A 19,595-nucleotide genomic window follows, 5' to 3' on the forward strand; every position below is an offset into this window, starting at 1 on the left:
TTATGTCCGACGGAAATTCACCAATACAATACCACCACAGACCAGCACTGCACCCAGCGCAAAGCGCGGGCTAATGGGATCGTGCATAAGAATGACACCAGCGGCCACGCCGAACAAGGGTGTCAGGAAAGAAAACACAGAAAGGCGCGAAGCCAGATAACGCCGCATCAGCCAGAACCAGGTCAGGTAACTGGCAAAGGCAATCACCACCGTCTGAAAAACCAGGCTGACGATGCTGGTTATATCCCATTGCGTGGGCAGGCTTTCGCCACGCAGCGTGACAAATGCCAGCAGGATCGCTGCGCCCACCGCCAACTGGTAAAACAGCGTGGTCGTTGGTTCTGCCTCGGACAGGCTGGACTTGCGTATGGTAATCGTCGTCGCTGCCCACAACACCGCTGCCGCCACACCAAAGCTGTCACCGATGAGCATGTCAGCCACATCGCGCTGGCTGCTACTGAAGGCACCAGAGAAAGCGATGGCCACACCCGCAAATGCCGACAAGATACCCAGCCACTGTGTCGATTGCAAACGCTCAGCCGGGATCAACCAGTGCAGGCCCAGCACGGTAAAAATAGGGGCGGTATATAAGAACACCGACATATGTGAAGCCGTGGTGTATTTCAACCCCAGCGATATGCATAAAAATTCAACAGCGAACAAAACACCCGCCGTAATACCGGGCATGAGATGTTTGTCGCGCAAAGAAAATGGAAGCTTTTTGATAAGTATCAGCAGCAACACCAGCACCGCCGCCAGCCCGGACCGCAAACCCAGCTGCATAGTGGCACCGATAACAGGCGCCGCCAATTTAACCGCCACCTGCTGCAAACCCCAGCACAGGCACAGCACCAGCATGAGGGAAATGGCAAAACCATCAAGATTTTTACGATGAGCAGACATCAAGCTTGGGAGTGTGGGCGAAGAGGTGGGAATATACCTGAAAACGGTGTGCAGGGGTGTATGTCTTGCTGGAGCTTAATACATAGCAGAGGATGTGTGTTTTTTATCAACAAGGGTTGCAGTCTTTCCAAATTTTGTAATTATTTGTCTCTAATGCAAGTTCTTTGACCTTGCAGAGAGGGTAATTTGATACAGGCAAGACTCTAAAATCGTCGCTCCTGCGCAAGCAGGAGCCTGGTGGCGTTCGTCGCTAAACATGTTGCTTGAAAATTTAGCAAAGCTGAAAGGCACTTTGCACTTCTATAAAACCACCCCCATAAAATGATATCCTATGCCTCTTAAACAACATGCAAGGACATGTTGAGCCCTTCACCATCCTGGACATGAATAGATGAGCACAGATATTTTCTGGCAAGCACTGGCAAATGCACAGCCACAATTACAGCAAATGGAAATCCGCGATGTCATGGAAGCCATCAATGCATTGCTGGAACCCCATTTCCCCAAGCTGGCTGCTGAATTGCAAGGCAAGACTGAAGATGGCGTCTATGACCTGATCATCACGGCCCATGGCGCGACCGAACATTTCCAGGATGTTATGACGCTGACGCAGACAGCGCCCAAACTGACCATGTTCAGCAATGTAACGGCCTTCCGGGCGCGCACAGAAATGGGTGAGTTTGGCATGTCCATGGATAATTTCAGTCTCAGCCCTGCCGATGTGCTGGTCGGTCATTATGCCGACGCAGGCAGAGTGGGTTTGCAATTATGGTTTGCCAAACCCATACCGCAAGACATGGTCGATCATGCCAGGCACATGTCCTTCATCCTGCTGGACCATGCCATCGGTGAATATGATTTTGCCATCAAGATAGGCCCGGTAGAATTCATGGAAGACGAAGCTGGACAAGACACGGTCAGCCTGGTTGCCTTCCCGGCTGTGCTTGATCATTTTTGGCGCGATGAGCTTGGGCATACGGCCCTGTTCCCGACCGGTGAAAATGAATGGACAGGTTTTGAGCTCGTCAGCAATACCGACCCTGACGACAAATTGCTGGTACAACGCAATGAATCTGCCATGGCGCTGGTTGGCAGGGCCGACATGCTGTGGCGCGTGCAGGTTGATGTGACACTGGACAATAAAGATGATCTTGAAGCCGCCCGCGAGTTTGAAGACCAGCTTGAAACCCTGCTCGCGCAAACCCAGGAGGGCATCACCAGCCAGATCACCCTGCACGGCAATGTGCGCAGCATGAACTGGCATGTCAGCGATGTAGAAACCGCCCTGGCCAAGGCGCGCAAACTGGCACAAAACTTTGCCCAGCTGGAGTTTGATATTAGCAGCGAATTTGATCCGCAATGGCAAGATTATTTACGCTGGGTTTCTTAGATGCCGTTGCAAAATTAATCTGGCGTTGTTGCGCCTCCTTGCCGTACTAAAGTACTGTCTGCGTCGGCCGCGCCTAGCCATCTTAACTTTGCAACAGCCTCTAAGGTATTGCTGAAAATAAATCGCTTGTACATATAGTTTTAACAGCCTATTTTTAAGAACTGGAATCATCTTGACTACCGTAGCCATCACCCCACAAATTCAAGCCAGCAACCAAAGCCCCTTCGTCCTGTTCGGCGGCATGAACGTGCTGGAATCCAAAGACATGGCCTTGCGCGTTGCCGAAGAATACGTGCGCGTCACCAGCAAGCTGGGCATCCCCTATGTCTTCAAGGCCAGTTTCGACAAGGCCAACCGTTCTTCCATCCATTCTTACCGTGGCCCTGGCCTGGAAGAAGGCTTGAAGATATTTGAAGCCATCAAGGCAGAATTTGGTGTACCCCTGATTACCGACGTGCATGAGCCATGGCAAGCCGCGCAAGTGGCAGAAGTGGTGGATGTCCTGCAACTGCCCGCCTTCCTGGCACGCCAGACTGACCTCGTGGTCGCACTCGCCAAAACTGGCCGCGTCATCAACATCAAGAAGCCGCAATTTCTCAGCCCTTCACAAGTACAAAACATCGTCGAGAAATTCAGGGAAGCAGGCAATGACCAACTGATACTCTGCGATCGCGGCACCTGCTTTGGCTACGATAACCTGGTGGTCGATATGCTCGGCTTTGCTGTCATGAAAAAAGTCACCAACAACCTGCCTGTCATCTTCGACGTTACCCACGCCCTGCAACAACGCGAAGCTGGCGCAGCAGCCTCCGGTGGCCGTCGCGAACAAATCGTCGAACTGGCACGTGCTGGCATGGCAACTGGCCTGGCAGGCCTGTTCCTCGAAGCGCATCCTGATCCGGCGCAAGCGAAATGTGATGGCCCCAGCGCCTTGCCGCTGGATAAACTGGAACCTTTCCTGGCGCAATTGAAGTCGCTGGATGATTTGGTGAAGTCGTTTGCCAAGCTGGAGATTTGATCTCAAAGTCCATTTGAGGGCTTTGTTGGCCTTGCCTGGTCTTGATCTGATACTTTTAAAAAAATGCTCAACAATAAAATCTCTGCTTCCTGTTTCGTTTTACTGACACTGTTCAATGTACATTATGGAATAGCAAATGCTCAACCGCAGGCTGAATCAAAGGCGGACACGAACAATGAAAAGACTGGTCAGGTTCAGGGAACTGCTCCAGAAAAAGCTTCTTTACTTGATCGTTGCAGAACACCTGAATATTCGCGAGGCATAGCGCTCTCCGGGATAGATGGTAAAACGGTAGTTGACATCGTTATAAGTTCTACCGGACATGTGGTGATGGCTGAAGTAGCCCGTAGCAGCGGCTGGCGGATTTTGGATGAAGCTGTGTTGATGGCTCTGAGAGGGTGCAAGATTTATGAAAGCCCTGGCGAAGGAAAAAATCGTATCAGAGTAAGGTTTATGTGGAGCCTTGAAGACCAACCTGAAAAGAGACCAGAAGTGCTGGCCGACACCTGCATCAAATCCGAGTTTGTCAGTTTTGCAAAGGACGATGAGCCTGGACGTGGCATCGTCATAGGCGTTCGTCTGAACGTGGATGGTACTATAGATAAAACCAATCTTGAATGGCCAATTGACTCCAAATTAAACGAAGAGAGTATGAAGCTCGTCAACTCTTGCAAATTCACGCCAGGCATGAATAACAAAAGAAACCGCTCATCATATATTTCCTTGCGCCTTTTACCCCTGCGTTCAAATTAAATATCCGGCATCATTGGCGAGTGTATTTTCCGGTAAAGATGTTTAAAACAAACATGTTCGCAGACCTCGATCATTTTTACCGCTTCCCCACCAGAGCCGCCATAGAGGCACTGGTAATACGCTTCAATTTGCCCAATACAAAAAATATGCAGGATTGGGAATATGAAGTTGCTGATGCAAACAGGATAGATGAATTTCTTGTTGCCTATGATAGTGGCGAGTTGAGCGAAGACGAAAAATTCACGCTCATGGCTATGTTAGTGCAATCATCTTGCGACGCCATAGATAGAAAAGAGAATTTTCTGCGTAGCGAGAGCTGGAAGCAGTTTCTGGACTTGCTTGAGCGAGATATTGACATACATATTCATCTTGTCTGGTATTGGTCATGCACTGATACTGAGGATTTGAGCGACGCATGGTCGATTACCCCATTTATCCGGCCCATCCTTTTACGACATCAGGAAAAATTCTCTGCCATTTGTTCGCCTATTTGAGTTTAGCGTCAACCGCATGCGGTCCAGATGGATGTGAGAAGCTAAAGCTGGCTGCGGACGTCTGTTAAGCGGGCAATTACACATTTATTACCTGGTGCGGCAATCATCATCGCGTTACCTGGCAGTGTTGCGCACCTGCGCTTTGACTCGGACTCAGGAAGAGGGCAGTTTTCTTCAATACTTTGGCGCAGTATCCCGCCACCATTGACTCCTTTCCATTTTTCGATCGGAGTTAAGTATGAAAGAATCAAATTTGCCAACATTTCCAGCGGCATGGCAGCCACTGGTTGCGCAGGCGGCGAATGAACTTCGCCAATTGGCACTGGATGAAGAAGCCAAGGCGCGGTTTTGTTACGATCCAATCTTACGTCCCTATATGCAACGCGTGGCTAGGCGCTATGTCGCAGGCGAGACAATTCCAGATTTGCTGCGGCGCATAGAACAAATCAATGCAAGAGGCCATGCCGGGTCGGCTGAATACATGGGGGAGAGTTGCCGGGACGAAGGCAAGGCGATGGCAGAAACAGCCATATTCCTTGAATTGATTGCGGCTATCGATAGGCAGAGCTTGCGCTGTTCGATTTCCCTGGACCTGTCACACGTGGGATCAGTGATTGATGCCGAACTTGGGTTCCAAAATATGAAGCGTATCGCCACAGCCGCAGCAGCGGTGGGGCGTGAGGTCATGATTTCCATGGAGGGATCGGATCGTGCTGACAATATTTATGCCATCTATGGCCGCTTGCATACGGAGGCGGGCCTGAGCAATGTTGGCATTACCGTGCCCGCCAAGCTGCATCGCAGCGCGCAAGATCTTCCGGCGTTGATGGCGTATCCTGGGCGGATACGCCTGGTCAAGGGCGCATTTCTGGAGGCAGAAAATATTGCTTACAGCCGCAATAGCACTGAACTGGCAGCCAGCTATCGACGCTACGCAAAGGCCTTGCTCACGACCGGCCATCTATGTTCGATAGCGACCCATGATGGTCAAATTCAAGAGGAATTATCTGCCTTTATATCAAGCGAGCATGTACGTCGCGATAGCTATGAATTTGAATCCCTGATCGGTCTTGGCACTGATTTGCTTGATAGCTTGCAGAAGCAGGGTTTCCCGACACGGGAATATGCGGTGTTTGGCGAAGAGTATTTTCTTTACGTACTCAACCGTATTGCGGAGGAACCTGTGCGGCTATATCAGGCAGTGATCGACGTCATGGAAGCATCATCATAATTCGCTTATGAAGGTATGAGTCTATCCGCGACCCCGATACTGACCGGGTGTGGCTGCCAGATGTTGTTTAAAAGCGCGTTGAAAATGCGCCTGATCCGAGAACCCAATGTCGATGGCAATGTCGGCTATGGCATGGCCGCGTCTGAGCTGGGCGCGGCCCTGTTGAATACGGTGATTGATCAGATAGGCATGAGGCGTCATGCCGAATTGATGCTTGAAAGCGCGTATCAGATAGGCAGGCGACAATTCGGCAGCGGCGCAGATTTCTTCAAGTTTAAGGCTACGCTTGAAGTTTTCCTTGATGAATTCCGCCGCACGCATGAGCTTGACGTTGGCGTCCTTGCTGCTGGTGGATATCGGATCAAGCCGGTTTTGCAGCACCGAGAAAAAGTCGATCACAGCGCCATGCTTTTGCAATTGATCCACATGTTCATCCGCTAAAATCGCACATAGAGAGGTCAATTCCACAAACAGGGAATTGGTCGATATTGTCGAAAACGGTCTGAAATCAGCATTGGCACTAAAACCAAGTTCGTGCTGAAGCGCCGCCAACCATGCATGATCGACATACAACATGTGGTAAGACCAGGGCTCATCAACAACGGGATTGCAGGCATGCATCTCTTCAGGATTGATAATGACGACCGTCCCCGCACCTACCTGCTCTTTCATTTTGCCGTTCAGGTAGGTACTCTTTCCGCCAGTAACTGCGCCGATGGAAAAGCTCTCATGCGAGTGCTTCGCGTAGCCTATGCTGCGCGCTCCCTTGATAGACCGCATCTCGATAAATGGCAGCTTTTCGTCATGCCAGAAATTGGGTGAAGCGCTGTGGCTGGAAGGGGATGCCATGGTTCGCGGTATATTGACAGGCGGGGTTTTATTTTACCGTATCTGGCATTTTCCTGACGTCTTGGCGAATGCAAGAGAAGGGGGCTGTCGGGCTACCCCGGCCTGTGGCCTTAAATTGCTTACGAAGGTATTTGAAAAGCGAGTTCGTGAAGTACAACTCTGAAATTAATTTGCCGCATAGTATGCCATGAACGCCGCAGGATTCCAGCCAAAAGCACGCTGGAATGACGTTGCTCAGATTGGCGAATCATTGGACCATCTTGGACATTATTACTTGTTTGCTGATCCTAGCAATTTACTGATCGCTGCTCTGACTTCGTCAACAGTTGCAGACTCCCCATTATCCCCAAGATTAATAATCTTGTCTGACCAGTTGCCCTCAGTCTTCCAGCGCGGTGAAGCGCAATAGATTTCTATTGTGGGTGTTTCGTAAGCTGCGGCGATATGCGTCAGGCCGGTATCGACACCAATTGCCAAATGCGCCTTTTGCGCCAGCAGGGTTGCTGCCTGCATGGATAGTGCAGGCAAGACGCTGGCGTTAGGCATGACAGCAGCCATCGCTTCGGCCTCAGCTTTTTCAACTGCGCTGCCCCAAGGGAGCAGTATCGGCAATTCGTAGTTTTTTAATTCGGCGGCAATCGCTTGCCAGTTTTCACGCGGCCATTTCTTGGCTGCACCTGCAGTGCCATGAAAGAACACTGCATATGGTGTAGCTGGCAACCATGCATGCTGGTCAGCGGGTATCTCCGGTGCCTGCAAGCCAAAGCTGGCAGGTGTGTTGACGGTATAGCTGCCAGCAGCGGCAGCAACCAGACGGCCGCGCAGGACGGCATGAGTACGCTTATCTACCGGTACGCTGATGTCGTGGAAAATTCTGGAAATGCCTTCATAACCCGAACCTTCAGTGCCATTGGCGAGGCCGACTTTCTTGCCGCCTTTGACGGTTTTTGCCAGGCCCATGATGATGCCGGTTTTGAGCAAGCCCTGGGTATCAAGCACGAGGTCATATTGCTCTTGCCGTAATTGGCGAAAGAAATTTTTGATCTCCTGCAGTGTCGCTGCCTGTCCCAGACTCTTGCGCCAGCGGCGCAGGGCGAAGGGGAAGACCTGATCCACACCTGGATTGAGCCGCACCAGTTGCACATAGGCCTCTTCCACCACCCAGTCTATACGCGCCTGCGGAAACTGGCGACGCAAGTCATCCACGATGGGCATATTATGCAAAACATCGCCCAGCGACGAGACACGAACAAGAAGGATTTTCACTTGGATAGTAGATACGGGTGAAGACCTAACTGCTCACCACAGAGACACAGAGGAGCACAGAGAAAAACTAAAGATGTGAAGAGTTCTTACTAAACACTCTTATCTTAAAAGATTTTCTCCTGCCTTTCTCTGTGTCTCGGTGTCTCTGTGGTGATCTTTTCGGTCTTGGAAATTAATATGGCAAGACAGCATCTGGCTTCACAGCCAGCACAGCCTGCTTCATTGCGCCCTGTATGCGTGCCAGTGCTTCAGGGTTTTCGGCTTCGAAGCGCATGACAATCACCGGAGTAGTGTTGGATGAACGGGCCAGGCCGAAACCGTCGGGGTATTCCACGCGCAGGCCATCGATGGTGATGATTTCATCGGAACCAGGGAAGCTGGCATTCGCCTGCATGGCGGCGATGATCTTGAAGTTTTCGCCTTCAGCCAGTTGCAATTGCAGTTCTGGTGTCGAGGTGGATTGTGGCAAGTTGTTCAGCGTGGCTGTCATGTCAGCCACGCGGCTGACGAGCTCCAGCAGGCGAGCACCAGCATACAGCCCATCATCAAAACCATACCAGCGGTCTTTGAAGAAAATGTGGCCACTCATTTCGCCACCGAGAGGTGAGCCGGTTTCGCGCAACTTGGCCTTGACCAGGGAATGACCGGTTTTCCACATCAGCGGGACACCGCCACGGGCTTTTACCCAAGGGGCGATATGGCGTGTGCATTTGACGTCATATAAAATCTGCGCGCCGGGGTTGCGTGTCAATACGTCTTCGGCAAACAGCATGAGCTGGCGGTCTGGGTAGATGATCTGGCCATCCTTGGTAACGACACCGAGACGGTCGCCATCGCCATCAAATGCCAGGCCTATTTCTGCATCAGTGGTTTGCAGGCAGCGTATCAGGTCTTGCAGGTTTTCCGGGTGAGCTGGGTCAGGATGGTGGTTGGGGAAAGTGCCATCGACTTCACAAAACAGTTCGATGACTTCACAACCCATACCGCGATACAACTCTCCGGCAAATGCACCAGCCACGCCATTGCCGCAATCGACGGCAATTTTCAAAGGACGGGCAACTTTCACGTCACCAATGATGCGTTCAAGATAAGCCGCCTTGATGTCATGCGTGCGGTAGTTGCCGCTGCCTTGTTTGAAATCCTTGTTCAATATGGTTTGGTACAAGGCTTGTATGGCATCGCCATAAATTGCTTCACCAGCCAGTACCATTTTGAAACCATTGTAGTCAGGTGGATTGTGGCTGCCAGTGACCATGATGCCGGATGTCGCGCCCAGCACATTGGTGCCAAAATACACCATGGGGGTGACGACTACACCGAGGTCGATGACATCCACGCCAGTCGATTGCAAACCCTTGGCCAGTGCCGTGATAAGGTCGGGGCCGGACAAGCGGCCATCGCGGCCTATGACCACAGCTTTCTCGCCCTTGGCGATGGCGGCACTGCCAAAAGCCTGGCCTATCAGATGGGCAACTTCTGCATCCAGGGTTTTATCGATGATGCCGCGAATATCGTAGGCTTTGAATATGCTGGGGGAGAGTAGGGACATGATTATTTTTCTATAGTAAAAGAGTCAGTGGAGCAGCCCGGTAGCTGTCTGGTCTTTGGGGCCAGTTTGCTGGGCTTGCCAGATCAGGTCTTCAATACCGCATTGTGGCTCATATTCTGCCACTATTTGCAGCAACAGGGCACGGATTTGCTCATAATCAAAAGCGGAGCAGGCAGTATTTAATTCTTGCAACAAGGCATTCAGTTGATCCCATGGCAACTCGCTCTCCTGGGCACGCATGATCAGCGGGTGGGAGGTGCCTTCAACATTGTCGCCTATCAGCAATTCTTCATACAGTTTTTCACCGGGGCGCAGACCTACGTGCTGGATTTCTATGGTGCCGTCGGGCGTGGTTTCGCTTTTCACTTCGAGGCCACTCAGATGTACCATGCGGCGTGCGAGGTCAATGATACGTACCGGTTCGCCCATGTCGAGCACAAACACATCACCGCCTTCGCCCATGGCCCCGGCCTGCAAGACCAGTTGCGCGGCCTCGGGTATGGTCATGAAATAGCGGGTGATCTCGGGATGGGTCAAAGTGATGGGGCCACCTGCCATGATCTGTTTGCGGAACAAGGGGACGACCGAACCGGATGAACCCAGCACATTGCCAAAACGCACCATGCAAAAACGCGTGTGCTGCTGGCGGCGTGAACAGGCTTGTAAGATCAGTTCGGCCAGACGCTTGGTCGCACCCATGACATTGGTCGGGCGCACCGCTTTGTCAGTCGAGATCAGCACAAAATTCTTTACCTTTGCCGCCATTGCCGCTTGCGCTACGGACAGCGTACCAAACACATTATTGCGTATGCCTTCAGCCGGGTTATGTTCGACCAGTGGCACATGCTTATAGGCGGCAGCGTGGTACAGGGTTTCAACTTCACAGGTGGTGAATATGCGGTCAAGCTTGGCGCTGTCGAGTATGGAACCGAGAAACGGCAGTATCTCGACATCCAGCTTCAGTTGCTGTCGCAGGCCAGTCAGTTCCTGCTCTATCGCGTACAAGGCATATTCCGACATTTCCAGCAAGACCAGTTTGGCCGGGCGCTGGCGCAAGATCTGGCGGCATAGTTCAGAACCTATCGAGCCACCAGCCCCCGTCACCATGACACGCTTGCCGGTGATGCAGATGCTCAGCAGGCGGGCATCAGGTTCTACCTGGTCGCGGCCCAGCAAATCTTCTATCTCTACTTCGCGTATATCCTGCAAGCGCAGCTCGCCATTCACCAGGCTCTGTATTGATGGCGTGACCTTGATCTTCAGTTTTAGCGATTCGAGCTGGTCAAGTATCTGCTTTTGCCGGGTCTTGCTGATGCTGGGCATGGCCAGCAGGATTTCGCGTATATCGTGGCGCTCAGCCAGGTCCTTCAACAATTCAGGTGCAAATACCTTGACGCCGCCTATGGTGGAACCCTGTATGGATTTGTTGTCGTCGATGAAGGCGGTGCAAACATATTCACCGCCGGCACGCAGGGCAGTGGCCAGTTGCGCACCAGCCTTGCCCGCACCGTAGATGGCAATGCGGGTGGCGTTCTCGGCCATGTCGGCCTGCAACAGCCAGGCCCTGGCCAGGAAGCGGCTGGCACCCACGTACAGAATGGAACCCGCCCAGAAAAAACCAAACACGGCACGCGACAAAGGCGTGATATGCAACATCACCGCCACAAAGGCCATGAACAGCACCGACAGGGTGACGCCAAAGACCACTACGCTGATGATTTTCTGGTCGATGAAACGGATCACGGCACGGTACAAACCTATGCGTATGAATACCGGTATGGCGATCAGGGAAGAAGAAACGATGAGCCAGAAGTAATGATTGAACAGGCTGGCATTAAAGGTTTCATAACGCAGCCAGATCGCCAGGATAAACATCAGCGGCAGGCAGATGGCGTCAGCCAGGGCAGCTATCAACTGTTTTTGCAGGCGGGGCAGATTGAGTACGGATTGCATCATGATAGCCAGCCCTTATTAATGAGTTACACCATCACGACGCACCACCTTGTAGAAGGTCAGGAACAAGATGCGGATATCCAGCATGAAGGACTGATGCTGTAGATAATACGCATCGAGATCCACTTTGACAGGAATAGGTAACTCATCCCTGCCGTTGATCTGTGCCCAACCCGTCAGGCCAGGTGGGATAGTATGCACTTGCTTTTCAGTGCGCAGGGCAATCAAGTCATGCTGGTTGTACAAGGCAGGGCGCGGGCCGACAAAACTCATGTCACCACGCAGTATGCTCCACAACTGCGGCAATTCGTCGAGACTGGATTTGCGCAGAAAAGAGCCGATGGGCGTCAGGTATTGATCAGGATTGGCGAGCAAATGCGTGGCAACCGCCGGTGTGTCGATGAGCATGCTGCGGAACTTGGGCATCTTGAAAATGACATTATTGCGCCCGACCCTGTCAGACCAATACACAATAGGCCCACGAGAGGTCAGCCTGACGCAGATGGCAACGATGATCAAAGGTATCATCAAAAACAGGCTGGCTGTCAGAGCAAGGACGAGATCGAAAAGGCGCTTCAACATATTCTTCATTCAACGGGTATGGCTGCGGCTGTGGCCTGCAAGCCTTGTTCTACGGTATAGGGCGGTGACCAGGCCAGCAGCTTTCGGGTCTTGCTGATATCGACTTGCAAAGACTGGCACAAGCGGTCAGCCACATTTTTCTTGCCCAGCATGCTGGCTGCGAGTGTCAGCAAAACTGCAGGGAACGGTAATAGCCGCGACTTGACTTGCAAGGCCTGCGCGCACAGGCGCAATAATTCTGTCGTCGATAAATCCCTGCCATCGGATGCGAGGAAAACCTGATTGCGCGCCGCGTCGTTCAATCGGCAATGCAGAACAAGATCGACCAGATTGCCAAGATACACAAAGCTGCGCTGGTTGTGTATGCTGCCCAAGGGCAAAGGCAGGCCACGGCGCACCATGCGCAGCATGCTCAGGAAATTGGCTTTGACACCCGGCCCATACACCAGCGGCGGGCGTATGATGGTGACAGCCATACCCGTTGCCTGTGCCAGTTGCAGCAAAGCCTGCTCTGCCTCCATTTTGGATATGCCATAGGCATCTTGCGGCAAGGGCTGGTCATCAGCGGTATATGGATGACCTGGCAAGGTCGCTTCGCCATTCACCTTGACTGAACTCAAATAAATAAATTGCCTGACGCCCGCGGCTGCTGCCTGGCGTGCCAGTTGCAGGCTGGCATCGACATTCACTGCACGGAATTGCGCGAGAGGGTCGCTGGCTGTCTCTTGCATCACATGTACTCGCGCTGCGCTATGTACGACGATATCCACGCCTTGCAAATGGGCAGACCAGTCAGTGTCCGCCTTCATATCGCTGACAATGGGATTTCGCATATTTGCGGCCTGCCAGTCCAGGGGACGGCGGCTGGGGCAAATCAGGGTAACATCCTGAGCCAGGCAGGCACGGGCAAGAGCCTGGCCGACAAAGCCGCTGGCACCGGTCAACAAAATTTGCTGCTTCATACCTTATTTGGCAGCAGGCAAATTCGACCGCCTGTCATAGACAAAATAGCGGCGCGACAAAAATTTGAGGAAGCTGCGGAAAAACCAGCTCGCATGGCGTGATACCAGGTTGCGGTTCTTGTGGGCGGCAGTGTGGGTAGCATCGAGTTGCGGATAAAAACGTATGCCCTTGCCCAGTAATTGCTTGGAGCGGTAGCAGATATCTACATCTTCAAAATACATGAAGTAGCGGGTATCAAAACCTTGCAAGGCCTGGTAGTGCAGTGCATCAAAAGCCAGGAAGGCACCAGAAGCCCAATCGACATGGCAGGTTTCTGTCATTGTTTTCTTGTCGTAAGGCTCGGACAGGGAGCGTACCGCCACCATGCGCAACAGGGAAATCACATTCGGGAAGCGGCGTACATTCGCATCTACATACAGGTGCTGATCATCACGGTAGAGGTTGATGGTCGCTACCGGAAAAGCATCGCGCCGCATGTTCTCTACCAGGGTAAAGATCGTGTCAGCATTGATGGTGATGTCAGGATTCATGACGATAAAGCTGTCACCTTCGGCAAAACCTATACTGCTGCTGATCAGGTCAAACAGGTAATTATTGTTTTCACCAAAGCCGAGGCCAGGTTTATCGTCTATATAAGACACGCCATGTTGCAGGCAATAGGCTTTCAACTCCGGCGAAGGCTGATTATCCTTGATCCATACATGCATGCCTTCAGCGGCATCGCGCAGGCCACCCACGCCGCTTGCGATAAGCAGGTTTTCATGGCCGTGGCTGACGATTGCGACATGTATCATAAATTAGCTGCAGCTCTAAGTCTGATGACCAGTCTGCCGACTTTGTATCCAATACTTTAAAAATAATACGCCCAGTTTCCAGTCAGGGAAATTATGGATGGGCGGCGTGAACAATTTCCTTGTGTACCAGATTTTCTCATAGAAATCACAGTTTATAGGTGCCGGATTTGACCATGGCGGCTGTTTTTCTTGCGCATTCGCTGTTTCTGCCATACTGATGCGGCGTGCAACCTGTTCTATGCCGTGCGCTTGCCTGATTTCTTGCAGGATGACAGCCTGGTCTATGCCAGGGCGCTGCTGCTGTTGCTGCTTTTGTTCCAGATAATAATCCATATCATCCAGCAAGGTGTCCTGGCTGCCTGATTTGAGCTGGTCTGCCGGGGAATAGCCGTGCGCGCCTGTCAATATGCCAAAGCAGGGCAGGCCTTTGACTGCCATTTCCGGGAAGGCTGTGCCGCCGGTCAGCGGAAAACTATCGACATACACACTGGCATCGCGCATGCAGGCCAGATAATCCTGATATGCCATGCGTTTGTGGAAAATCGCCTGCTCGCCCATCTGCCGCGCAGGCTTCCACCACCACCAGTTGGTTTTCAGGTTGGGGCCTATCAACATCAGTTTGCGGCCTGTTCTGGCTTGTAGCTGCACTGCAAAATCAGGGAATGAATACGCTCCGCCCGGTTTATATTTGTAGGCTGATCCTGCGCTGGCGATATGGCCGGTGGCATTTTCCTGCCTTTCGGCAGTGGTATCCGGCAACTTGAGCGGGATACCGGCAAACACGCATTTCTCATGCGTGCCGCGCAGTTTGCTGAGTTCCCAGCCAAAATAACTGAGTTCCAGCACTACATCTGCGGTGCCGTGACCATAAGAAAATACATGGTCTGCATGGTTGTAAATATAAATGCGGGTGCCGCACAATTGCCTGGCTAATCCTGCCGCGATGACAGCATCGATGTCATAGGGATGGATATGCAGCACAAGGATTTTGTATTGTGCAAAATGATTCAGCAAGGCCTGTATCTTTTCTTGCCTGTCGCTGTACCTGGGCAGGCAGATGCATGGATGGCCGGGCGTACTCAGCTTCTCCCAGGTAGCAGGTGGCGCTTTTTCTGTCACCAGTACTGCAGAATCCTGCAAGGCCTGGCTGGCGATCAGGTGTTCAGCTACGCGGGTATGGCCGCTGGCGGTGTAAGCCTGGCTCAATACATGCAGATAAGTTGCCTTGATGTCTCGTTGTGCTGGCGTAGTGAACAAATGCTGGTAGCGTTGCAGCAAAGTCTGTTCCAGTTCAACCAAGGCATATTGCCCCAGATTGTTTTTCCATAGCAGCTCGCCCAGCGCGCGGGCACGCCGCATGCAGCTATCGAGTTCGCCCACCGCGAGCACGCGGGCGACGCATGCCTGTATAAAACTGGCGAGCTTGAGTGGGCGTTCAGCGGTAGGCATATTTTTTCAAAATCCAGGCGATACATGCCCAATACAATACATAGTTAATGCAAAAAGCAATGACCGCACCCTGCAAGCCAAATGCCGGGGTCAGCAGATAAGTCAGGATAACCAGCGACAGGCTGAAGACGATCTCGGTAATCACATACGGTTTCGTCAATGCCCGACCCAGCATGACAAAGCCCAGTACCCAGCTACCTATCTTGATAAAGTCCCCTACCAGTTGCCAGGCCAGTAGATGCAACATGGGACGGAATTCTTCTGTAAATACCAGCCACAGCATGAGATCACGCAAGAGGTAGACCATAACTGCACCTAGTGCAGTCAAAGGCAGTACGAAGCGATAAACGCGGTTGATCTCTTTTTTTAATTCTGCCGCAAGCTTGATTTCTGCCAGGCGCGGCAGGTAATACACCGTCAGCGTGGTAGTGATTAGCATCAGGTAAATATCACTGATGCGTGTCACCGCCTGCCAGTAACCAGCGTCTTGCCAGCCAAAGTCTTGCACCAGGTGGTTGCGTATCAGCATCTGGCTCAGCGGCACGACCGTGGCAGTGACTATGGCCATCAGCGCATATGCGCCCAGTTTGCGCAGCATGTCCTTGTCTGCTTTTGCAAACAGCATGTCAATGTTGAACCATTTGCTGCGCAAGCAGAGGATGAGGGTGATGATGGCGACGAAAGACTGGTTCACCGCCAGCGCGACCAGTGCACCATACAGGCCCCAGACGCTGGCCAGCAACCAGGTTGCCAGCAGGGTGACTATGCTGGTCGCGATATTCGCGCCTACATAAGCGGCGACTGCTTTCTTGCCATTCAAAATCGCCAGCAAGAGTGTATTCAAGACAAACAGCACCAGGCTGGCAGCCAGCCATAAAAACACACTGCCATACTGCGCATCTTTTAAGAGTAATACCGCCAGTTGCTGATGAAATACCGTAATGACTGCAGAAGCAGCCAGCGAGCAATAAATAGAAATACGCGCCGCGCTGGCCCATACTCTTTGCTGGGCTGCGGCATCGTCGCCATGCTCAGCAGTATATTTGGTCACGCCTGTGGAAATCGCACCACTGGCAAATGACAAAATCATGGTCACAGCATTCTGGAATTGCCCTATGACGGCATAGCCACCTGGACCCACATACACCGCCAGCAATTTATTGAGGCCCAGCATGGTCAGCATTCTGACCATGACAGCAATTGCATTCAACAGGCTGGTACGTACCAGTGTCATTGTCAGAGAGTTGAGCTAGCTTGCAGGACGAAATCGCGCACGGCAGCGATGACACGGCTGACATCTTCCGGTGCAAGATAAGGATCAAGCGGCAGGCTCAGTTCTTCTGCATGGATTTGCTCAGACAACGGGAAACTGCCCACACCCAGTTGCAATTCAGCATAAGCTGGTTGCAGGTGCGGTGGGATAGGGTAGTGCACCAGGCTGCCTATGCCTGCATCCTGCAAGTGTTTTTGCAGGGCATCACGTTTCGCATGACGTACGGCATAGATATGCCAGACCGGTTCAGACCACTCAGGCACAAACGGTATCACCAGGCCGGGCAAGTCTTTCAAACCTTCATGATATTGCTGCGCCAGTGCACGGCGCTGTACATTCCAGCCATCCAGCCTGTGCAGTTTTACCCGCAGCAAAGCCGCCTGTAATTCATCAAGGCGCGAGTTATAGCCTTTGACTTCATTATGGTATTTGATTTGCGAGCCATAATTGCGCAAGACTTTCAGTTGCTTGGCCAGCTCTGCATCATTGGTGGTGACACCACCCGCATCGCCCAGTGCACCGAGGTTCTTGCCCGGATAAAAACTATGTGCAGCAGCATCACCCAGGCCGCCGGAAACGCGCCCTTTATATGTTGCGCCATGCGATTGCGCTGCATCTTCTATGACCTTCAAACCATGTTCACGGGCGATGGCGATAATCGGGTCCATGTCTGCGAGTTGGCCATACAGATGCACGACCATGATGGCCTTGGTCTTGAGTGTAATGGCAGCCGCAATTTTGGCAGGATCGATATTGTAGGTTGGCATATCCGGTTCTACCGCCACTGGCGTGGCGCCCGCATACGACACCGCCAGCCAACTGGCGATATAAGTATTCGAAGGCACGATGACTTCATCACCTTCACCTATGCCATAAGCACGCAAGATCAGGTGCAGCGCATCCATGCCATTGCCGACACCAACGCAATACTGGCTGCCGCAGTACGCAGCATATTCAGCTTCGAAGGCTTCCAGCTGCTTGCCCTGGATAAACCAGCCGCTATCCAATACTTCATTAAAAGCCTGATTCAACTCGGCACGCAAATCCTGATGCTGAGGCTTGAGTTCCAGATAAGGTATAGGTTTCATATTGTCCATTCGTTCAAAAGAATGGAGACACAGAGAGTTTGCATGGATTTTCTCTTACGAATTTCTCTATATCTCTGTGCCTCTGTGGTGAGAGGTTTTTTGTGATTTACTAATTCAGGTGGTTTCTATGAACTTCAAAAACTCATCATACTTGCGCAAATAATCTGCCTCGTCATAATGCTGGTCAGCAAACACCAGCAGTACGCAATCTTCAGTGAAATTTTTCATTTCATGCCAGATGCGCGTGCCTATGTAAACGCCCTTGGCCGGGGAATCAAGTTCCAGTTCTACACGCTCTTTGCCGTCATCAAACACCATGGTGCAAGAACCTCGCACTGCCACTGCCACTTGCTGCAAGGTCTTGTGGGCATGAAAGCCACGCTCCACACCTTCCAGCGTACCAAAAATATAGTAAACCCTGGCGATAGGGAAAGGGATGTCCTGATTGGCCTCAACGGCGACCAGGCTGCCGCGCTCATCACCGAGCACGCGCATAGGTATCATTTGCAGTTTCACGTGGTCTGACCTTGAGCTTGAGTTGTTGTATGGAGTGATGCAAAAGCGGGAGCTTGCACGCTTTGCATGCAGGCATCCAGGGGGATGCGCCAGTCTGGTATGGACAATCCAAAAGCAGCCTGCAATTTTTCTGTATTCAATAAAGAGTTGTGAGGGCGGCGTGCAGGCACAGGGTATTCACTGGCTGGTATGCCGCTGATCTGCGGCGCAGCCTTGCCCAGTTTGTTTTGCTGGTCTGCCAGTTCTATGATGGCGGTGGCAAAGGCGAACCAGTTGGTCGCGCCTGTAGCACTCAGATGATAGATGCCACCAAATTGCTGCCACCATGCCGCCGCATCTGTGGATTGCTGTAGCTGAGCCAGTATTTCGCAAGTAGCAGCAGCCAGCCAGTCAGCCGAATTGGGCGTGCCCCACTGGTCATTGACAACGCGCAATTGATCGCGTTCACGCGCCAGCTTCAGCATGGTCAGGAAAAAATTCTTGCCAAAGTTTGAATAGACCCAACTGGTGCGCAAGATCAGGTGCTGGCAGCCACTGGCGATAATGGCTTGTTCGCCTGCCAGTTTGGTTTTGCCATACACATTCAAGGGGGCTGTTGCATCGGTTTCTGCAAAGGCTTGCCAGTTGCCTTCTGCATCTGCCTTGTCACCGGCAAAGACATAATCCGTTGAATAATGAATCAGGCCAGCACCAAGCTTGTAAGCTTCTTCTGCCATGATGGCAGGTGCAGTCGCATTGATGGCATGGGCTTTTTCTGGCTCACTTTCGGCCAGATCTACCGCTGTATAAGCAGCAGGATTGATGATCAGATCTGGTTTGAAGTCGTTGATGCACAGTCGCAATTGCGCGGCATTGCTTAAATCCAGTTCTGCTCTTTGCGGCGCATGGATGATCGCAGTTGCAGGCAGGCGTGATAAGTGCGGCAGCAGGGCATGGCCCAATTGCCCACTCGTGCCTGTCAATAATATCCTCATGCAAAGACCTCGGCATCTGCCAGCAGTTTGCCTAACTGGTCTTTGCCAGACAGCAGTGGTGCATCCTGCAAGGGCCAGTTGATGTCCAGTACCGGGTCATTCCATAGCAGGCAGCGTTCATGCTCCGGTGCCCAGTAATCGGTGGTCTTGTACAAAAATTCTGCGCTGTCGCTGGTGACTAAAAAGCCATGGGCAAAACCTGGCGGTATCCACAACTGGCGCTTGTTTTCGCCAGACAGGACGACAGCCTCAGACTTGCCAAAAGTCGGTGAAGACTTGCGCAGATCAACCACGACATCAAACACCTCACCGGCAATCACACGCACCAGTTTGCCCTGGCTTTGCTGTATCTGGTAATGCAGGCCGCGCAAGACATTTTTAGCTGATTTGGAATGATTGTCCTGCACAAAATTGACATCCAGGCCTGTCAACTCTGCAAAAGTGCGGGCATTGAAGCTTTCATAGAAAAAGCCACGGTCATCGCCAAAAACCCGGGGTTCCAGTATCAATACGCCGGGCAAGCCGGTTTCTACCACTTTCATCGTAAAAC

General features: G+C 52.1%; 19 protein-coding genes. 5 read left to right on the plus strand and 14 right to left on the minus strand.

Going from position 1 to position 19,595, the window contains the following annotated elements; all coding sequences use genetic code 11:
- Positions 1 to 903, minus strand: a complete 903-nt coding sequence (locus ACO0LN_RS06865; RefSeq protein WP_422972201.1) for a DMT family transporter — start codon at positions 901 to 903, stop codon at positions 1 to 3.
- A gap of 391 nt (positions 904 to 1,294) precedes the next feature.
- Between ACO0LN_RS06865 and ACO0LN_RS06870 the strand changes: the two genes are divergently transcribed.
- The 5 genes from ACO0LN_RS06870 to ACO0LN_RS06890 all read left to right on the plus strand — a co-directional run bounded on the left by ACO0LN_RS06870 (position 1,295) and on the right by ACO0LN_RS06890 (position 5,789).
- On the plus strand, positions 1,295 to 2,293 hold the full coding sequence (locus ACO0LN_RS06870) for a hypothetical protein (RefSeq protein WP_422972203.1): 999 nt from the start codon (positions 1,295 to 1,297) through the stop codon (positions 2,291 to 2,293).
- 172 nt (positions 2,294 to 2,465) lie between these two features.
- Entirely contained in the window at positions 2,466 to 3,311 is an 846-nt protein-coding gene (gene kdsA, locus ACO0LN_RS06875) for a 3-deoxy-8-phosphooctulonate synthase (RefSeq protein WP_110256067.1), read from the plus strand.
- Positions 3,312 to 3,374: 63 nt separating this feature from the next.
- On the plus strand, positions 3,375 to 4,064 hold the full coding sequence (locus tag ACO0LN_RS06880; RefSeq protein ID WP_422972205.1) for a TonB family protein: 690 nt from the start codon (positions 3,375 to 3,377) through the stop codon (positions 4,062 to 4,064).
- 53 nt (positions 4,065 to 4,117) lie between these two features.
- Positions 4,118 to 4,558 carry a hypothetical protein gene (locus ACO0LN_RS06885; protein WP_422972207.1) on the plus strand — a complete coding sequence of 147 codons (441 nt, stop codon included), beginning with the start codon at positions 4,118 to 4,120 and terminating at the stop codon, positions 4,556 to 4,558.
- Positions 4,559 to 4,796: 238 nt separating this feature from the next.
- Positions 4,797 to 5,789: a proline dehydrogenase family protein gene (locus ACO0LN_RS06890; RefSeq protein WP_422972209.1), complete on the plus strand. Its 993-nt coding sequence runs from the start codon at positions 4,797 to 4,799 to the stop codon at positions 5,787 to 5,789.
- 21 nt (positions 5,790 to 5,810) lie between these two features.
- Here ACO0LN_RS06890 and ACO0LN_RS06895 read toward each other — a convergent pair whose 3' ends face one another.
- From ACO0LN_RS06895 to rfbC, 13 genes are all read right to left on the minus strand, one after another.
- Positions 5,811 to 6,638 carry a helix-turn-helix domain-containing protein gene (locus ACO0LN_RS06895; protein ID WP_422972211.1) on the minus strand — a complete coding sequence of 276 codons (828 nt, stop codon included), beginning with the start codon at positions 6,636 to 6,638 and terminating at the stop codon, positions 5,811 to 5,813.
- A gap of 270 nt (positions 6,639 to 6,908) precedes the next feature.
- Positions 6,909 to 7,904, minus strand: a complete 996-nt coding sequence (gene waaC / locus ACO0LN_RS06900; RefSeq protein WP_422972213.1) for a lipopolysaccharide heptosyltransferase I — start codon at positions 7,902 to 7,904, stop codon at positions 6,909 to 6,911.
- Between the two features lie 172 nt (positions 7,905 to 8,076).
- Complete coding sequence (locus ACO0LN_RS06905) at positions 8,077 to 9,453, minus strand: phosphomannomutase/phosphoglucomutase (protein WP_422972215.1); 1,377 nt, start codon at positions 9,451 to 9,453, stop codon at positions 8,077 to 8,079.
- 24 nt (positions 9,454 to 9,477) lie between these two features.
- A complete protein-coding gene (locus tag ACO0LN_RS06910) occupies positions 9,478 to 11,406 on the minus strand; it encodes a polysaccharide biosynthesis protein (RefSeq protein ID WP_422972518.1) in 1,929 nt (642 codons plus the stop codon).
- An 18-nt stretch (positions 11,407 to 11,424) separates the two neighbouring features.
- Complete coding sequence (locus ACO0LN_RS06915; RefSeq protein WP_422972520.1) at positions 11,425 to 11,985, minus strand: sugar transferase; 561 nt, start codon at positions 11,983 to 11,985, stop codon at positions 11,425 to 11,427.
- Positions 11,986 to 11,993: 8 nt separating this feature from the next.
- The gene (locus tag ACO0LN_RS06920; RefSeq protein WP_422972217.1) at positions 11,994 to 12,950 is read right to left on the minus strand and encodes a UDP-glucose 4-epimerase family protein; all 957 of its coding nucleotides are present in this window, start codon (positions 12,948 to 12,950) and stop codon (positions 11,994 to 11,996) included.
- 3 nt (positions 12,951 to 12,953) lie between these two features.
- Positions 12,954 to 13,745, minus strand: coding sequence for a glycosyltransferase family 2 protein (locus ACO0LN_RS06925; RefSeq protein WP_162043208.1), 792 nt, complete (start codon positions 13,743 to 13,745; stop codon positions 12,954 to 12,956).
- 15 nt (positions 13,746 to 13,760) lie between these two features.
- A complete protein-coding gene (locus ACO0LN_RS06930; RefSeq protein ID WP_422972219.1) occupies positions 13,761 to 15,194 on the minus strand; it encodes a hypothetical protein in 1,434 nt (477 codons plus the stop codon).
- Entirely contained in the window at positions 15,181 to 16,428 is a 1,248-nt protein-coding gene (locus tag ACO0LN_RS06935) for an O-antigen translocase (protein ID WP_422972221.1), read from the minus strand. Before ACO0LN_RS06935 ends, ACO0LN_RS06930 begins: the two co-directional genes overlap by 14 nt.
- Before the next feature lie 2 nt (positions 16,429 to 16,430).
- Positions 16,431 to 17,555, minus strand: a complete 1,125-nt coding sequence (locus tag ACO0LN_RS06940) for a DegT/DnrJ/EryC1/StrS family aminotransferase (RefSeq protein WP_422972223.1) — start codon at positions 17,553 to 17,555, stop codon at positions 16,431 to 16,433.
- Positions 17,556 to 17,669: 114 nt separating this feature from the next.
- Positions 17,670 to 18,071 carry a sugar 3,4-ketoisomerase gene (locus ACO0LN_RS06945; protein WP_162060650.1) on the minus strand — a complete coding sequence of 134 codons (402 nt, stop codon included), beginning with the start codon at positions 18,069 to 18,071 and terminating at the stop codon, positions 17,670 to 17,672.
- A complete protein-coding gene (gene rfbD, locus ACO0LN_RS06950) occupies positions 18,068 to 19,045 on the minus strand; it encodes a dTDP-4-dehydrorhamnose reductase (protein WP_422972225.1) in 978 nt (325 codons plus the stop codon). The genes ACO0LN_RS06945 and rfbD overlap by 4 nt, the downstream gene beginning before the upstream one ends.
- The gene (gene rfbC / locus ACO0LN_RS06955; protein ID WP_162043202.1) at positions 19,042 to 19,587 is read right to left on the minus strand and encodes a dTDP-4-dehydrorhamnose 3,5-epimerase; all 546 of its coding nucleotides are present in this window, start codon (positions 19,585 to 19,587) and stop codon (positions 19,042 to 19,044) included. The genes rfbD and rfbC overlap by 4 nt, the downstream gene beginning before the upstream one ends.
- Positions 19,588 to 19,595 lie beyond the last annotated feature (8 nt).

This window comes from Undibacterium sp. TC9W, from assembly GCF_049339865.1.
GTDB lineage: Bacteria > Pseudomonadota > Gammaproteobacteria > Burkholderiales > Burkholderiaceae_D > Undibacterium.

Excerpts from the sequence above, each read along its gene's own strand:
- rfbD (WP_422972225.1), bottom strand. The coding sequence starts at position 19,045 with ATGAGGATATTATTGACAGGCACGAGTGGGCAATTGGGCCATGCCCTG.
- ACO0LN_RS06890 (WP_422972209.1), top strand. The coding sequence starts at position 4,797 with ATGAAAGAATCAAATTTGCCAACATTTCCAGCGGCATGGCAGCCACTG.
- ACO0LN_RS06895 (WP_422972211.1), bottom strand. The coding sequence starts at position 6,638 with ATGGCATCCCCTTCCAGCCACAGCGCTTCACCCAATTTCTGGCATGAC.
- ACO0LN_RS06905 (WP_422972215.1), bottom strand. The coding sequence starts at position 9,453 with ATGTCCCTACTCTCCCCCAGCATATTCAAAGCCTACGATATTCGCGGC.
- ACO0LN_RS06870 (WP_422972203.1), top strand. The coding sequence starts at position 1,295 with ATGAGCACAGATATTTTCTGGCAAGCACTGGCAAATGCACAGCCACAA.
- ACO0LN_RS06940 (WP_422972223.1), bottom strand. The coding sequence starts at position 17,555 with ATGAAACCTATACCTTATCTGGAACTCAAGCCTCAGCATCAGGATTTG.
- ACO0LN_RS06880 (WP_422972205.1), top strand. The coding sequence starts at position 3,375 with ATGCTCAACAATAAAATCTCTGCTTCCTGTTTCGTTTTACTGACACTG.
- ACO0LN_RS06925 (WP_162043208.1), bottom strand. The coding sequence starts at position 13,745 with ATGATACATGTCGCAATCGTCAGCCACGGCCATGAAAACCTGCTTATC.
- ACO0LN_RS06920 (WP_422972217.1), bottom strand. The coding sequence starts at position 12,950 with ATGAAGCAGCAAATTTTGTTGACCGGTGCCAGCGGCTTTGTCGGCCAG.
- ACO0LN_RS06885 (WP_422972207.1), top strand. The coding sequence starts at position 4,118 with ATGTTCGCAGACCTCGATCATTTTTACCGCTTCCCCACCAGAGCCGCC.
- rfbC (WP_162043202.1), bottom strand. The coding sequence starts at position 19,587 with ATGAAAGTGGTAGAAACCGGCTTGCCCGGCGTATTGATACTGGAACCC.
- ACO0LN_RS06935 (WP_422972221.1), bottom strand. The coding sequence starts at position 16,428 with ATGACACTGGTACGTACCAGCCTGTTGAATGCAATTGCTGTCATGGTC.
- ACO0LN_RS06865 (WP_422972201.1), bottom strand. The coding sequence starts at position 903 with ATGTCTGCTCATCGTAAAAATCTTGATGGTTTTGCCATTTCCCTCATG.
- ACO0LN_RS06930 (WP_422972219.1), bottom strand. The coding sequence starts at position 15,194 with ATGCCTACCGCTGAACGCCCACTCAAGCTCGCCAGTTTTATACAGGCA.
- ACO0LN_RS06910 (WP_422972518.1), bottom strand. The coding sequence starts at position 11,406 with ATGCAATCCGTACTCAATCTGCCCCGCCTGCAAAAACAGTTGATAGCT.